The organism is Agromyces sp. 3263 (assembly GCF_031456545.1).
In the GTDB taxonomy this organism is placed as follows: Bacteria; Actinomycetota; Actinomycetes; order Actinomycetales; family Microbacteriaceae; genus Agromyces.
In genome coordinates, this window is the sequence record NZ_JAVDUV010000002.1 from 344,167 (window position 1) to 358,837 (window position 14,671).

The window sequence follows — 14,671 nt, forward strand, 5'->3', positions numbered from 1 at the left end:
TAGCAGTGGGCTGGAACAATCCGTCGATCCCGTGGTCCGACCTCGAGCGCAAGCTCTCCGACCAGCGGCGGCCGGGCGGCCCGCCGCTCATCGCCGACGGCGGCGACAGCCCGGCATGGAGCCGCAAGCGGCATCCGTATCGCCCGTCAGAGGGCCTCGAGGTGCAGGCCGGGCCGATCGTGCCCTACGCCGAGCTGCATGCGCACTCCACGTTCAGCTTCCTCGACGGCGCCTCGACGCCTGAGCAGTTGGTCGAGGAGGCGCACCGCCTCGGTCTCTCGGGGCTCGCGATGACCGACCACGACGGCTTCTACGGCATCGTGCGCTTCGCCGAGGCGGCCGAGAGCTTCCCCGAGCTCGCCACCGTGTTCGGCGCCGAGCTCTCGCTCGGCCTCACCGAGCCGCAGATGGGCGCCGCCGACCCCGCGGGCGAGCACCTGCTCGTGCTCGCCCGGCAGGAGGCCGGCTACCACCGTCTCGCCAGCGCGATCACCGCCGGGCAGCTCGCCGGGGGCGAGAAGGGCCGGCCCACCTACTCGCTGGAAGAGCTCGCCGAGCATTCCGGGAATGAATGGATCATCCCTACCGGATGCCGTAAAGGAATGGTCCGCCGCGCGCTCGCCGCGGGCGGGGTGGATGCCGCGTGGCGCGAGCTCGACCGGCTGGTCGCGCTTTTCGGTCGCGACCATGTCGTCGTGGAGCTGTTCGACCACGGGCATCCGCTCGACCAGGACGCCAACGACGCCCTCGCCGGCCTCGCCGAACGGGCGGGGCTGCCGCTGCTCGCCACGAACGCGGTGCACTACGCCACTCCGGGTGAGCACCGGCTCGCCTCCGCGCTCGCGGCGGTGCGGGCCCGGCGCAGCCTCGACGAGCTCGACGGATGGCTGCCCGCCTCCGACGGGCTGCACCTGCGCTCGGGCGCCGAGATGATGCGGCGATTCGAGCGGTACCCGGGTGCGGTCGCGCGATCCGTGACCTTGGCCGAAGAGCTCGGGTTCCGGCTGCGGAGCGCGCGTCCGCGCCTGCCCCGCCAGGAGGTGCCCGACGGCCACACGCCCATGAGCTGGCTGCGCGAGCTCGTGTGGGCCGGCGCCGAGAAGCGCTACCCAGGACTCCCCCACCACGTGCGCGAGCGACTCGCCCGCGAGCTCGACGTCATCGAGCAGAAGGACTTCCCCGGCTACTTCCTGATTGTCTACGACCTGGTGCGCGAGGCGCGCAGCCGCGGCATCCTGTGCCAAGGGCGCGGTTCGGCCGCGAACTCGGCGGTCTGCTACGTGCTGGACATCACCGCGGTCGACTCGATCTTCTTCGACCTGCCGTTCGAGCGGTTCCTCTCCGCGCTGCGCGACGAGGAGCCCGACATCGACGTGGACTTCGACTCCGACCGCCGCGAGGAGATCATCCAGTACGTCTACGGCAAGTACGGGCGCAACAACGCCGCGCAGGTGGCGAACGTGATCAGCTACCGGCCCAAGGCCGCGGTGCGCGACATGGCGAAGGCGCTCGGCTACTCCACCGGGCAGCAGGACGCCTGGTCACGGCAGGTCGAGCGGTGGGGCGCGGTGGTCTCCACCGACGACCACGACATCCCCGCGCCCGTCGTCGAGCTCGCCGAGCAGCTGCTCACGTTCCCGCGCCACCTCGGCATCCACTCGGGGGGCATGGTGCTCACCGACCGCCCCGTCGGCGAGGTGTGCCCCATCGAGCACGCCCGCAAGGAGCACCGCACGGTGCTGCAGTGGGATAAGGACGACTGCGCCTGGATGGGTCTCGTGAAGTTCGACCTGCTGGGCCTCGGCATGCTCGCCGCCCTGCAGTACACGTTCGACCTCATCCGCGAGCACACCGGCGAAGAGTGGGAGCTGGCCACCATCCCGAAAGAGGAGGCCGCCGTCTACGACATGCTCTGCCGCGCCGATTCGATCGGGGTCTTCCAGGTCGAGAGCCGCGCCCAGATGGGCACCCTCCCCAGGCTGCAGCCCCGCTGCTTCTACGACCTCGTGGTCGAGATCGCCCTGATCCGGCCGGGCCCCGTGCAGGGCGGCGCCGTGCACCCCTACATCCGTCGGCGCACCGGCGAGGAGCCCGTCACCTACCTGCATCCCAACCTCGAACCCGTACTCGCCCGCACGCTGGGCGTGCCGCTCTTCCAGGAGCAGCTCATGCAGATGGCCGTCGCCGTGGGCAATTGCAGCGCCGCCGACGCCGACCTGCTGCGGCGGGCGATGGGCTCCAAGCGCGGCGTCGAGAAGATCGAGCGGCTCCGCTCGAAGCTCTACGAGGGCATGGCCGAGAACGGCATCGAGCCCGACGTGGCCGACTCGATCTACGCGAAGATCGAGGCGTTCGCCAACTTCGGGTTCGCCGAGAGCCACGCCCTGAGCTTCGGCCTGCTGGTCTACGCCAGCTCGTGGCTGAAGCTGCACTACCCCGCCGCATTCCTCGCGGCCCTCCTCCGCGCCCAGCCCATGGGCTTCTACTCGCCGGCGACGCTCACCTCCGACGCGCGACGGCACGGCGTCGAGATGCTCCGCCCCGACATCCTGCGCTCGGGCGTCGACGCGGGGCTCGAGGCGACCGGCACGGATGCGGCATCCGGGGACTTCGGTGGCAGCGACCGGCGCGAGCCGACGGGCATGGCGGCCTGCATCGACCCCGTGCAACCGCCCATCAGCCGGTTCGACCGCACCGCACCCGACCGGTCGTCGGAGCATCGGCGCGACGGCGCGTTCGCCGTGCGGCTGGGCCTCGCTGACGTCTCCTCGATCGGCGCGGCCGTGGCCGAGCGCATCGTCGCCGAACGCGAGGCGCACGGACCCTACCGCGACATGGCCGACGTCTCTCGCCGCGCCGGCCTCAACGCCGAGCAGCTCGAGGCGCTCGCCGCGGCGGGTGCATTCGACGTCTTCGGGCTGCAACGGCGCGAGGCGCTCTGGCTGGCGGGCGAGGCCGCCGAGGACCGGGAGGAGTACCTGGCCGGGTCCATCGTCGTCGTGCAGCCGCCGCTCCTGCCGATGCTGAGCCCAGCCGAGCAGGTGATCTACGACCTGTGGGCGACGGGCATCTCGCCCGACGACCATCCGATCCGCCACATCCGTGAGCAGCTCGACGAGCGCGGGGCGATCCGCATCGACCTCCTCAGCCACGCCGAGAGCGGACGTCGCATCGAGGTCGGCGGCGTGGTCACCCATCGGCAGCGACCCGCCACCGCGAGCGGCATCACCTTCATGAACCTGGAGGACGAGTCCGGCACGCTCAACGTCATCGCCGGCGTGGGCGTCTGGACCAGGTATCGCCGCCTGGCCCGGGAGGCACCGGCGCTGATCGTACGGGGCATCCTCGAACGCTCTCCCGAGGGGGTCACCAACCTCGTCGCCGACCGGTTCGAGCGCCTCACCGTGTCGGCGCCCACCCGCTCCCGCGACTTCCGTTAGCCTCGACCGGTGCCGACTGCGACCCACGACCAGAACGGACCCGACCGCTACGGCGCCGACGTGCTCGCCGGCGACTGGCGGGCACAGGGTCGACGCGTCATCCCGACCGTGGCCGTGGAACGCGACCTCGTCGTCGAGCTCGCCGCCGACGGATTCTGCGGGGCCGTGGTGGCCGCCGACAAGCGGACGGTCACGCTCGAGGACCGCCTCGGACGACGGCGCATGTTCCCGCTCGGGCACGGCTTCCTCATCGACGGCGAGGCCGTGCAGCTCGCCGCCCCCGCCCCGAAGGCACCGGCCGGCCGGCTCCGCACGGCGTCGGGCTCCTTCGCCGTCGAGCAGGCGCCGGCACGCGTCGCCCTGCCGAGCCGCATCTTCGTCGAGGGCCGCCACGACGCCGAGCTCGTCGAGAAGGTGTGGGGCGCCGACCTGCGCGTCGAGGGCGTCGTCGTCGAGTACCTCGAGGGCGTCGACGTGCTGGCCGAGCAGCTCGACGAGTTCCAGCCCGGGCCGGGGCGGCGCGCCGGCATCCTCGTCGACCACCTCGTGCCCGGCTCCAAGGAGCAGCGCATCGCCGACTCGGTCGCTCAGGGGCGGCACGGCCGCCACGTGCTCGTCGTGGGGCATCCGTTCATCGACGTCTGGCAGGCCGTGAAGCCGGCCCGCCTCGGGCGCGACGCCTGGCCGGTGGTCCCTCGCGGCACCGAGTGGAAGCACGGCGTGTGCGAGGCGTTCGGCTGGCCCCACGCCGAGCAGGCCGACATCGCCCGTGCATGGCAGCACATCCTCGGCCGGGTCCGCGGGTACGGCGACCTCGAACCCGCGCTGCTCGGCCGGGTCGAGGAGCTCATCGACTTCGTGACCGCGCCGCGCGAGGACTGACCTCTGCCGGCGCTCCGCCGCCGACCCGCGGTTCGGTGGTCCGAAATCCTGCCAATCCCGGCGAATCGGCCGGCTGCCCCTCCCGCCGCCGATATCGTGGCGGAGGCCGCGCAGGCGGCCGTGACGTGATGGGGCGGGAGCAGCCGATCACCGTCGGCCGCTCCTGGGCAGGATGTGGAGCAGATGAGCGACGTACCGCGCACGACGACCGACGCCGACCGCGCGAGGTGGCGGCGCTACCTCGCCGATGAACGCGCCGAGGCCGCGGTCTACCGCGAGCTGGCCGCACGACGCGAGGGCGAGGAGCGCGAGATCCTCCTGGCGTTGGCCGCCGCGGAGGGGCGCCACGAGGCGCACTGGCTGGCCCTGCTCGACGGCGACGATTCGAAGACGCCGCGCGCCGACGTGCGCACCCGGATGCTCGGCGCCCTCGCCCGCCGATTCGGCTCGATCTTCGTGCTGGCGCTCGCCCAGCGCGCCGAGGCCCGCTCGCCGTACGCGACGGACCCCGACGCGACGCCGGCGATGGCGGCGGACGAGCGGATCCACGGCGAGGTCGTGCGCGGACTCGCCGCTCGCGGCAGGCGACGGCTCGCCGGCACGTTCCGCGCGGCCGTGTTCGGTGCGAACGATGGGCTCGTCTCGAACCTCGCCCTCGTGCTCGGCATCGGCGCGACCGGCGTTCCGGCCTCAGTGGTGCTGTTCACCGGCATCGCGGGCCTCCTCGCCGGAGCCCTCTCGATGGGCGCCGGCGAGTACGTGTCGGTGCGGTCGCAGCGCGAGCTGCTCGAGGCATCCGCCCCTGACCCGACCGCGCGCGAGGCGCTCGTGGACCTCGACATCGACGCGAACGAGCTGGCGCTCGTCTACCGCGCTCGGGGCATGGGCGACGCCGAATCGCGGGAGCACGCGGCGCTCGTGATGGCGCGCGTGCAGGCGGCGGGCCAGTCCTCGACAGCCACCGATGCGCTGGCCGTCGTCGCGCACGACGACGAGGCCGTCGGCACGGGGCTCGCCGCCGCGATCTCGAGCTTCCTCTTCTTCGCCTCGGGGGCGCTCATCCCCGTGCTTCCCTGGATCTTCGGCCTGAGCGGCACTGCGGCGATCATCACCGCGACCGTGCTCGTGAGCGTCGCCCTGCTGGCCACCGGCGCGACGGTGGGCCTGCTCTCGGGCGCATCGCCGCTGAAGCGGGCGCTGCGCCAGCTCGGCATCGGCCTCGGCGCGGCGGCGGTCACCTACGTGCTCGGTCTCGCGTTCGGTACGTCGATCGGCTGACGCACGGCAGTGGCGCGACGGATCACCCGACGAGCTTGTTCCAACCGTCGCCGTCGACGTGCTCGAAGATCAGGTTGGTCTCGGTGTGGGCGACGGCCGGATGCCCCGTGAGGTGGGCGAGCACGAACTCGCGCAGCTCCTCGGCGTCGCGGGCGGCGACGTGCAGCAGGTAGTCCTCGGCGCCGGCCATGTGGAAGACCCCGAGCACGCCGGGCAGGTGCGGCACCTGCGCGCGGAACGCGTCGATCTCGCTGCGGTCGTGCTTCACCAGCCGGATGGCGATGAGCGCTTGCAACGAGACGCCGAGCGAGGCCAGGTCGACGTCGACCCGGTAGCCGCGCACCGTGCCGAGGCTCTGCAGCCGGCGCAGGCGAAGCGATACCGTGGACTCGGCGACGCCCACCTCGGCGGCGAGGGCCGCGCCCGACGCGCGGGCGTTCGTGGAGAGCGCCTGGAGCAACGCTCGATCGACACGGTCGAGTTCGGGTTTCTGCGCCATCGTCGGACCTCCCGGATCTCGGTTATGCAGATGCTTCGAGGTTTATAGCCTACCTCACTAGATCATGCATGACGACTTGCTGTTCGTCACAGCTTCTGCTTCATTCAAGGCATGCAGACATCGTCGTCGCAGTTCGAGACCCGCGCCGTCCACGGTGGCATGAGCGGCGTCCGGGCGAGCGGATCCCACGTGCCCGTCATCGACTTCTCCACCACGAACCCGCTGCCGTCGGTCGATACCGGCGGGCTCTCCTACGAGGAGCTCGCGACCGGCCACGACCTCGGCGAGGGCCGGTCGGCGGTCTACCAGCGCCTCTGGCAGCCCGGCGTCGCCCGCTTCGAGGAGTCGCTCGCCGGCCTCGAGGGCACGGATGGGGCGGTCGCGTTCGGCAGCGGCATGGCCGCGCTCGCGGCAACGCTCATCGCCGCGGCATCCGCGGGTACGCCGCACGTGGTCGCTGTTCGGCCGCTCTACGGCGGCACCGACCACGTGCTCGAGAGCGGACTGCTCGGCACGAGGGTGACCTGGACGGATGCCGCCGGCATCGCCGACGCGATCGAAGCCGACACGGGCCTCGTCGTCGTCGAGACCCCGGCGAACCCCACGCTCGAACTCGTCGACCTGCGGCGCGTCGTGGATGCCGCGGGCGACGTGCCCGTGCTCGTCGACAACACCTTCGCCACGCCCGTGCTGCAGCGCCCGGCCGAGTTCGGCGCCACGCTCGTGCTGCACAGCGCCACGAAGTACCTCGGCGGGCACGGCGACGTCATGGGCGGCGTGGTGGCGGCCGACCGCGACTGGGTCGAGCGGCTCCGACGGGTTCGGGCGCTCACCGGCGGACTGCTGCATCCGATGGCTGCGTACCTGCTCCATCGGGGCCTCCGCACCCTGCCCGTGCGCGTGCGGGCGCAGCAGGCGACGGCGCAGGTGCTCGCCGAGCGCCTGGGCGAGCACCCCGCGGTCGCGAGGGTGCGCTACCCCGGGCTGCCCGGCCAGGACCCGGCGGGTCTCGTCGGCACGCAGCTCGAGGGGCCGGGGTCGATCATCGCGCTCGAACTCGCCGGGGGCTACGACGCCGCGGCGCGGTTCACCGAGGCGTGCGAGCTCGTCACCCACGCCGTCTCACTCGGCGGCGTGGATTCGCTCGTGCAGCACCCGGCATCGCTCACGCACCGTCCCGTGGCGGGCGACGCGAAGCCGGATGCCGCGGTGGTGCGCCTCTCGATCGGACTCGAGCACGTCGACGATCTCACGGCGGACCTCATGGCGGCGCTCGACGCGGCGGCGGAGGTCGGTGGCCTCGTGACGCGGCGCGATCACGCGACCGTGGCGTGACCGCCGGGTCGCTCACTCGACGGTGTGCGGCGGGATGTGCGTGGACCCGGTCGAGGACGCCTCGGCCGGCGGCGGTGTCGCGCCCGTGGCATCCGGACTCGCCGCCGGGTTCCGGATGCCGATCCACGAGACGATCCCGCCGATGACGAGGAACACCGCGGTGGCCGTCGCCGCCCGGTGGTATCCGTCGACGTCGAGCTGCGTGCCCACGATCACGCCGAGGCTCGCGATCGCGACGAGGCCGGCGATGCGGGCCACTGCGTTGTTCACGGCCGACCCGATGCCGGCCCGGGCGGGATCCACTGCGCCGAGGATCGCCGAGGTGAGCGGCGCGACCGTCATGGCCATGCCGAGGCCGATGACGAGGATGCCGGGCAGGAACTGCAGCCAGTAGTTCAGCTCGGGCTGGACGCTCAGCGTGAGCAGGTACCCGACCGCCACGATGATCGGTCCGAGCGTCATGAACACCCGGGGGCCGAAGCGCGTGGAGAGCCCGCCGAACCACGACCCGAGCAGCACGAGCATGATGGTCGGGGGCAGGGTCGCGAGCCCGGCCACCGTCGCCGAGAAGCCCGCGGTCTGCTGCAGGAAGATCGTCATCACGAACGGACCCAGCGAGAACGAGGCGTAGACGAACACCGTCGCGAGATTGCCGGCGGCGAAGTTGCGGGCCCGGAACAGCGTGAGGGGCAGCATCGGCTGCGGCACCCGCCGTTCCCAGAGCACGAACGCGACGAGCGAGGCGAGGCCGACGAGGAGCGGCACGTACACCACGGGCGAGTCCCAGCCGAACCGCTCCTGTTCGATGAGCGCGAACACCGTGCCGCCGAGGCCGACGACGCCGAGGACAGCGCCCACCCAGTCGATGCGCTCGCGGTTCGGGTTGGGGTCGTCCCGCCCGAGGGCGCGCATGAGCACGAGCACGATCGCGATGGGCAGGAGGTTGATCCAGAACACGGCCCGCCATGACGCCAAGTCGACGAGGATGCCGCCGAAGAGCGGTCCGATGAGGAACGCGCTCGTCGTCCAGGCCGTCCAGCGACCGATCGCCTTGCCCTGCTCGGCCTTGGAGAACGTCGCGATGATGAGGGCGAGCGAGCTCGGCACGAGCAGCGCGCCCGCGGCGCCCTGGAGGGCGCGCCCGATCACGAACACGAGTCCGGTGGGTGCGAGCGCGCAGAGCACCGACGTCGCCGCGAAGCCGTAGAGCCCGATCCTGATGATGCGGAGCCGGCCGAAGGAGTCGGAGAGCGAGCCGGCGAGGAGGATCAGCGAGCCGAGGGTCAGCAGGTAGGCGTCGACCGCCCACTGCTGCAGCGCGAGGCCGCCGCCGAGCTCCGCCGCGATCGACGGGAGCGCCACGTTGATGACCGCGCCGTCGAGGAACGCGATGAACGAGACGATGATGGCGACGACGAGCACCCGTGTGCGACGGTCCATCAGCCCATGCTCGCACAGTCGACGGGAGCGTGGCATCGCCCGGTCAGCGGCTGCCGAGCCGCCGCCGCAGGAAGTCGATGCGCGCCTGCAGCTGGGTGACCGTGGCCTGCGCGACGGCAGGCCCACCGCACACCCGGCGCAGTTCGGCGTGCACCTGCGAGTGCGGTTCGCCCGTGTGCCTGGCCCAGAGTCCGACGAGGCTGTTCAGGAGTGCGCGCTGCTCCTTCAGGGTGCGGTACAGCGCCACCGGCTCGGCGCGGCCCGACTCCTCCGCCTCGGCGGTGTGCTTGCGCCGCTCTCCCGCACGCCGGGCCTGCCTCGCCTGCCGGTGCCGGAGCAGCTCCGAGACCTGCTCGGGCTCCAGGATGCCGGGGATGCCGATGAAGTCGTACTCCTCGTCGCTGCCCGGTTCGGCGAGCGTGCCGAACTCCGTGCCGTCGTAGAGCACGCGGTCGAACGAGGCATCCGACCCGATCGCCTCCCACGTCCCGAGACCGGCCTCCTCCGATGCGCGCTCTTCGCGGTTGGCGGACTCGAGCAGGCTGTCGTCGAGGCCGTCGTCATCCTGGTCGCCCGACCGCCGGTCGAGCGCGTGATCGCGTTCGAGCTCCATCTGCGCGGCGAGGCCCATGAGCGTCGGCACGTTGGGCAGGAACACCGACGCCGTCTCGCCGCGACGGCGGGCGCGCACGAACCGGCCGATCGCCTGGGCGAAGAAGAGCGGCGTCGACGCGCTCGTGGCGTACACCCCGACGGCGAGGCGGGGCACGTCGACGCCCTCGGACACCATCCGCACCGCCACCATCCAGCGCCGCGTATTGCCTGAGAACTCCTCGATGCGCGTGCTCGCCTCCTTCTCGTCGGAGAGCACCACGGTGACGGGTTCGCCGCAGATCTGCTCGAGGATCTGCGCATACGCACGGGCGACGGTCTGGTCGGTGGCGATCACCAGGCCTCCGGCGTCGGGGATGCCGTGCCGCACCTCGGTGAGCCGGCGGTCGGCCGCCTGCAGGACCGCCGGGATCCACTCGCCGGTGGGCTCGAGCGCGGTGCGCCACGCCGAGGACGTGATGTCCTTCGTGTTGTCCTCGCCGAGCCGCGCCTCCATCTCGTCGCCGGCCTTCGTGCGCCATCGCATGTGGCCCGCGTACACCATGAAGAGCACCGGCCGCACGACGCCGTCGGCCAGGGCACGCCCGTACCCGTAGTTGTAGTCGGTTTTCGAGAGCCGCACGCCCTGGTTGTCGGGCACGTACTCCACGAACGGGATCGGCGCCGTGTCGGAGCGGAACGGCGTGCCGGTGAGCGACAGCCGCTTCGTCGCCGGCTCGAACGCCTCCCGGATGGCATCGCCCCACGAGAGCGTGTCGCCGCCGTGGTGCACCTCGTCGAGGATGACGAGCGAACGACCCGAGAGGGTGAGCTCGCGGTGCAGCGCCGGGCGCATCGCGACCTGCGCATACGTCACGGCGACGCCGTGGTAGTGACGGGCCGTCTGGCCATGGGCGTTGCGGAACCCCGGGTCGAGCCGGATGCCGGCGCGCGCCGCGGCATCCGCCCACTGGCGCTTCAGGTGGTCGGTGGGCGCCACCACGGTGATGCGATCGATGAGCCGACGTGATCGCAGCTCGGCGGCGAGCCGGAGCGCGAAGGTCGTCTTGCCCGCGCCCGGGGTCGCGGCGGCGAGGAAGTCGCGCGGCAGGTCGGCCAGGTACTGCTCGAGGGCGTCGGCCTGCCACGCCCGGAGCTTGCTGGCGGTGCCCCAGGCGGCCCGCTCGGGGAACGACGGCGGGAGATGCTCGGCGGCCGAGGTGCCCGGCTGATGGCCGGAAGGGGTCGCTGTGCTCACTGGATTCGAGGGTAGCGGAGCCGCCCGACATCCTCGAACCCGGCGACTTGGCACAATGGGGGGATGGTCACGCAGCAGCATCCCTGGTCGCGCTACGTCGCTCTCGGCGACTCCTTCACGGAGGGCATCGGCGACCCCGAACCCGGCGTGCCCGGCGGGCACCGCGGCTGGGCGGACCGCGTCGCCGAGGTCCTGTCGCAGGGCGTCGACGACTTCGCCTACGCGAACCTCGCGGTGCGCGGCAAGCTCATCCAGCAGATCATCGACGAGCAGCTCGAGCCGGCCCTCGCGCTGCGGCCCGACCTCATCACGATCTCCGCGGGCGGCAACGACGTCATCCGGCCGCGCACCGACCCCGACGAGATCGCCGCGCGCTTCGAGTACGCCGTCGAGCGCCTCTCCCGCGACCACGCCACCATCGTGATCTTCACGGGCGTCGACGTGGGCTTCTCACCCGTCTTCCGCGGCATCCGGGGCAAGGTGGCGATCTACAACGAGAACCTGCGCACCATCGCCAAGCGCTACGACTGCGTGGTCGCCGACCAGTGGGCGCTGACCGAGATCCAGGACCAGCGCATGTGGGCGCCCGACCGCCTGCACCTCAACGCGCTCGGCCACCACACGGTCGCCCGCATGGTGCTCGCGGCACTCAACGTCGAGAACGGACTCGAGCCCATGAAGCCCGAACCGCTGCCCGCGAGCACGTGGCGCCAGGCCCGGGTCGAGGACCTGTCGTGGGCCAGGGAGTACCTCGTGCCGTGGGTGCTCCGCCGCATCCGGCACCAGTCGTCGGGCGACCTCATCTCGGCGAAGCGGCCGGACGCCGGTCCCTACTCGCTGCCCGACTGAGCCGGCTTCGGTGCGTCGAGCGCTCCCGGGTTCGCGAGCCGCCACCAGGCGCCGGGGTCCTCGAGGGAGGCGTCGAGCACCAGGGGCACCGTGATCTCCTGCGCACCGGCGTGCACCACCGCCGTGCCGACCTCGGCGCCACGGCTCGCCAGCGTGAGCGGATCGGCCCGCACCTCGACGTCGACGGGCGTGTCGTTCCAGACGACGACGGTGGCGCCCTCGGTCGTGCGGGCGCGCGCGGTGTCGCCCCACGGGGTGTCGTACTCGGCGAGCACCTCGTTCGCCTGGAGCGGCGACACCTCGTGGAAGCCGGGCGCGACGGAGTCGAGCAGCGCGGCGATCGCGTCGTTGAGCACTGCGTGCGTCTCGCCGCCGAGGAGCACGCCCACGACGGTGACGGTCCTGGAGCCGACGGGGTAGTCCGCGGAGAAGAGCAGGTTCGCGGCGTCATCCGTCGTGCCGGTCTTGATGCCGTCGACCCCGTGCGTGCCGAGCAGCTTGTTGGAGTTCTTCAGCTTCCCGATCTCGGGCACCTCCACGGAGGGCAGCGCCACGATCTCGGCGACGGTCGGGTCGGCGAGGGCGAGCTTGCCGAGCTCGACGATCTCGGCCGCCGTGCTCACGTCATCGAGCGACAGGCCGCTCGTGTCGACGAGGCGCGTGTTCACGAGCCCGTGCGCGTCGAGCCAGGTGCGGGCGGCGGTCAGGTAGCCCTCGACGGAGCCGAACGCCCAGTTGGCGATCGAGATCGAGTAGTTGCCGCCCGACGGCAGCAGCATCGCCTCGAGGCTCTCGCGGAGTGACAGCGTCGACCCCGCGACCACCGGGGCGACCGACGAGTTCTGCGCCACCTGGTCCCAGTAGATGTCGACGTCGTCCTCGGTGTAGGTGATGTCGGGCCCGCCCTCCCCCGCCGCGACCGGATGCGCGTCGAGGACGACGAGGGCCGTGATGACCTTGGCGATGCTCGCCATCGGCATGGGCTGCTGTTCGGAGCCGGCCGCGAGCAGCCCGTCGAATCCGACCGCGCCGACGGCGTAGGTGCCGAATCCGGGCAGAGCGAGCGGCTGCGGCGCGGCCGCGACCGGTGCGGGATCGGTGACCTGCGGCGCGGCCGACGGGATGGGTGCGCCGAGCGCGTTGGCCGTGTACACGCCGCCGCTGACGAGCAGGGCGAGCACCACCGCGAGCACGCTGAACACGACGATGCGCCGACGCCGGTACACGCGAGGGCTCGGCCGTCGCGACGGGACGACCTGCGTCGGGGGCGTGCTCGACCCGTGCGCCTGTGTGCGCGTCGCGCTCATCGGGCGTCTCCTGCATCGGATGCCGCGGGCTCGACCGCCAGCGCGTACAGCACGACCGCGGCGGCGGCCGCGACGTTGAGCGAGTCGACGCCGTGAGCCATGGGGATCGTGACGACCAGGTCGGATGCCTCGAGCGCGTGCCTGCTGAGTCCGTCGCCCTCCGCGCCGAAGACGAGGGCGAGCCGCTCGGGCGGATCCGCCGCGAGGTCGCGGAGCGACACGGCGTCGTCGGCGAGGGCGAGCGCGGCGATCGAGAAGTCGTGCGCGTGCAGCATCCGCCGCGCCTCGGGCCACTCGGGAAGCCGGGTCCACGGCACCTGGAACACCGTGCCCATGCTCACCCGCACGCTTCGGCGGTAGAGCGGGTCGGCGCAGCGCGGGCTGACGAGCACCGCGTCGGCGCCGAGCGCGGCGACCGAGCGGAAGATCGCGCCGACATTGGTGTGGTCGACGATGTCCTCGAGCACCACCACCCGATGCGCGCTCGCAAGCAGGTCGACGGGGTCGGGCAGCACCGGCCGCTCGAACGCGGCGAGGGCGCCGCGGTGCACGCGGTATCCGGTGATCTCCTCGAGCTGGTTGGGGTCGGCCAGGTGCACCGGAACGTCGAACGGCGCGAGCTCGGCCTCGAGGCCCGCCAGCCACTTCTCCTCCATCAGCACCGAGCGCGGGCGGTGCCCCGCGCCGATCGCACGGCGGATGACCTTGGCCGATTCGGCGATGTACAGGCCCTCGGCGGGCTCGTGGGCGCTGCGCAGGGTCACGTCGGTGAGCCGGGCGTAGTCGGCCACGGCGTCGGATGCCGCGTCGCGGACTCGTTCGATGTGCATTGATCTCCTCCCCCTAGCCTGCCAGTGCGCGAAACATTCCGGAAAACGGACACGTCTAGAATCGGACCACGTCGAAGGGAGACGCCGTGGTGCCTGGCCTCGAAGCTCCGATGATCGCCGACGAACAGCTTGAGACGGCGATCGGCCTCATGCGCGGTTCGCGCGTGGCGGTGCTGACCGGCGCGGGGGTGTCAACGGACTCGGGCATCCCCGACTACCGCGGCGAGGGCGCGCCGGTGCGCACGCCGATGACGCTGCAGGCGTTCCTCGCCTCCGAGACGGCCCGCAAGCGGTACTGGGCGGGCAGCCACCTGGGCTGGCGCAGCTTCGGCAGCGCGCAGCCGAACCGCGGCCACCTCGCGCTCGCCGACCTCGAGGCGCGCGGCATCGTCGACGGCGTCGTCACGCAGAACGTCGACGGCCTGCACCGCCGGGCGGGCAGCCGGCACGTGGTCGAGCTGCACGGCGGCATGGACCGCGTGCTCTGCCTCACCTGCGGCCAGCACTACGCCCGGCAGTCCATCGCCGACCGGCTGGCCGAACTGAATCCCTCGATCGACCTCGAGCGCGCGATCCGGGCCCGGCCGGACGGCGATGTGGACGTCGACGACGTCGACACGATGGTGATCCCCGCGTGCACCGTCTGCGGCGGCATCCTGAAGCCCGACGTCGTGTTCTTCGGCGAGTTCGTGCCGGTCGACGTGTACCAGGCCGCGGCCTCGCTCGTGCAGGCCGCCGACACGCTGCTCGTGGCGGGGTCGTCGCTCGTCGTGAACTCGGGCATGCGGCTCATCGAGCTGGCACGGCGCCGGCGCATGCCGATCATCGTCGTGAATCGCGGCATCACCAAGGGCGACAGCAGGGCCGCGGTGAAGATCGACGCGGGCGCGAGCGAGACGCTCACCGCCATGGCCGAGGCGCTGCGGTCCTGACGCCCCTCACGGGTCTGCCAGCATGGTGGG

Annotated in this window: 11 protein-coding genes; 6 read left to right on the forward strand and 5 right to left on the reverse strand. The window is 72.1% G+C overall.

Annotated features, from left to right (window positions below):
* Positions 1 to 5: 5 nt before the first annotated feature.
* The 3 genes from J2X63_RS14810 to J2X63_RS14820 all read left to right on the forward strand — a co-directional run bounded on the left by J2X63_RS14810 (position 6) and on the right by J2X63_RS14820 (position 5,600).
* Entirely contained in the window at positions 6 to 3,440 is a 3,435-nt protein-coding gene (locus J2X63_RS14810) for an error-prone DNA polymerase (RefSeq protein ID WP_309978597.1), read from the forward strand.
* A 9-nt stretch (positions 3,441 to 3,449) separates the two neighbouring features.
* Positions 3,450 to 4,322, forward strand: a complete 873-nt coding sequence (locus J2X63_RS14815; protein ID WP_309978599.1) for a DUF3097 domain-containing protein — start codon at positions 3,450 to 3,452, stop codon at positions 4,320 to 4,322.
* Between the two features lie 183 nt (positions 4,323 to 4,505).
* On the forward strand, positions 4,506 to 5,600 hold the full coding sequence (locus J2X63_RS14820) for a VIT1/CCC1 family protein (protein WP_309978601.1): 1,095 nt from the start codon (positions 4,506 to 4,508) through the stop codon (positions 5,598 to 5,600).
* Between the two features lie 22 nt (positions 5,601 to 5,622).
* Here J2X63_RS14820 and J2X63_RS14825 read toward each other — a convergent pair whose 3' ends face one another.
* Positions 5,623 to 6,099, reverse strand: a complete 477-nt coding sequence (locus J2X63_RS14825; RefSeq protein ID WP_159606183.1) for an Lrp/AsnC family transcriptional regulator — start codon at positions 6,097 to 6,099, stop codon at positions 5,623 to 5,625.
* Positions 6,100 to 6,210: 111 nt separating this feature from the next.
* Here J2X63_RS14825 and J2X63_RS14830 point away from each other — a divergent pair, with 111 nt between their 5' ends.
* Positions 6,211 to 7,434, forward strand: a complete 1,224-nt coding sequence (locus J2X63_RS14830; protein ID WP_309978604.1) for a PLP-dependent aspartate aminotransferase family protein — start codon at positions 6,211 to 6,213, stop codon at positions 7,432 to 7,434.
* Positions 7,435 to 7,446: 12 nt separating this feature from the next.
* Here J2X63_RS14830 and J2X63_RS14835 read toward each other — a convergent pair whose 3' ends face one another.
* Complete coding sequence (locus tag J2X63_RS14835; protein ID WP_309978605.1) at positions 7,447 to 8,874, reverse strand: MFS transporter; 1,428 nt, start codon at positions 8,872 to 8,874, stop codon at positions 7,447 to 7,449.
* A 43-nt stretch (positions 8,875 to 8,917) separates the two neighbouring features.
* Positions 8,918 to 10,723 (reverse strand): DEAD/DEAH box helicase, encoded by a 1,806-nt coding sequence (locus J2X63_RS14840; protein ID WP_309978607.1) that lies wholly within the window; start codon positions 10,721 to 10,723, stop codon positions 8,918 to 8,920.
* A gap of 63 nt (positions 10,724 to 10,786) precedes the next feature.
* Between J2X63_RS14840 and J2X63_RS14845 the strand changes: the two genes are divergently transcribed.
* Positions 10,787 to 11,572 carry an SGNH/GDSL hydrolase family protein gene (locus tag J2X63_RS14845; RefSeq protein ID WP_309978609.1) on the forward strand — a complete coding sequence of 262 codons (786 nt, stop codon included), beginning with the start codon at positions 10,787 to 10,789 and terminating at the stop codon, positions 11,570 to 11,572.
* Here J2X63_RS14845 and J2X63_RS14850 read toward each other — a convergent pair.
* Both J2X63_RS14850 and J2X63_RS14855 read right to left on the reverse strand, forming a co-directional pair.
* Positions 11,554 to 12,879, reverse strand: a complete 1,326-nt coding sequence (locus tag J2X63_RS14850) for a D-alanyl-D-alanine carboxypeptidase (RefSeq protein WP_309978610.1) — start codon at positions 12,877 to 12,879, stop codon at positions 11,554 to 11,556. The genes J2X63_RS14845 and J2X63_RS14850 overlap by 19 nt on opposite strands.
* Positions 12,876 to 13,709: an RNA methyltransferase gene (locus J2X63_RS14855; protein WP_309978612.1), complete on the reverse strand. Its 834-nt coding sequence runs from the start codon at positions 13,707 to 13,709 to the stop codon at positions 12,876 to 12,878. Before J2X63_RS14855 ends, J2X63_RS14850 begins: the two co-directional genes overlap by 4 nt.
* A 110-nt stretch (positions 13,710 to 13,819) precedes the next feature.
* Here J2X63_RS14855 and J2X63_RS14860 point away from each other — a divergent pair, with 110 nt between their 5' ends.
* The gene (locus J2X63_RS14860) at positions 13,820 to 14,641 is read left to right on the forward strand and encodes an NAD-dependent protein deacetylase (RefSeq protein ID WP_309978614.1); all 822 of its coding nucleotides are present in this window, start codon (positions 13,820 to 13,822) and stop codon (positions 14,639 to 14,641) included.
* Positions 14,642 to 14,671: the final 30 nt, after the last annotated feature.

Excerpts from the sequence above, each read along its gene's own strand:
- J2X63_RS14820 (WP_309978601.1), top strand. The coding sequence starts at position 4,506 with ATGAGCGACGTACCGCGCACGACGACCGACGCCGACCGCGCGAGGTGG.
- J2X63_RS14825 (WP_159606183.1), bottom strand. The coding sequence starts at position 6,099 with ATGGCGCAGAAACCCGAACTCGACCGTGTCGATCGAGCGTTGCTCCAG.
- J2X63_RS14830 (WP_309978604.1), top strand. The coding sequence starts at position 6,211 with ATGCAGACATCGTCGTCGCAGTTCGAGACCCGCGCCGTCCACGGTGGC.
- J2X63_RS14835 (WP_309978605.1), bottom strand. The coding sequence starts at position 8,874 with ATGGACCGTCGCACACGGGTGCTCGTCGTCGCCATCATCGTCTCGTTC.
- J2X63_RS14845 (WP_309978609.1), top strand. The coding sequence starts at position 10,787 with ATGGTCACGCAGCAGCATCCCTGGTCGCGCTACGTCGCTCTCGGCGAC.
- J2X63_RS14850 (WP_309978610.1), bottom strand. The coding sequence starts at position 12,879 with ATGAGCGCGACGCGCACACAGGCGCACGGGTCGAGCACGCCCCCGACG.
- J2X63_RS14855 (WP_309978612.1), bottom strand. The coding sequence starts at position 13,709 with ATGCACATCGAACGAGTCCGCGACGCGGCATCCGACGCCGTGGCCGAC.
- J2X63_RS14860 (WP_309978614.1), top strand. The coding sequence starts at position 13,820 with ATGATCGCCGACGAACAGCTTGAGACGGCGATCGGCCTCATGCGCGGT.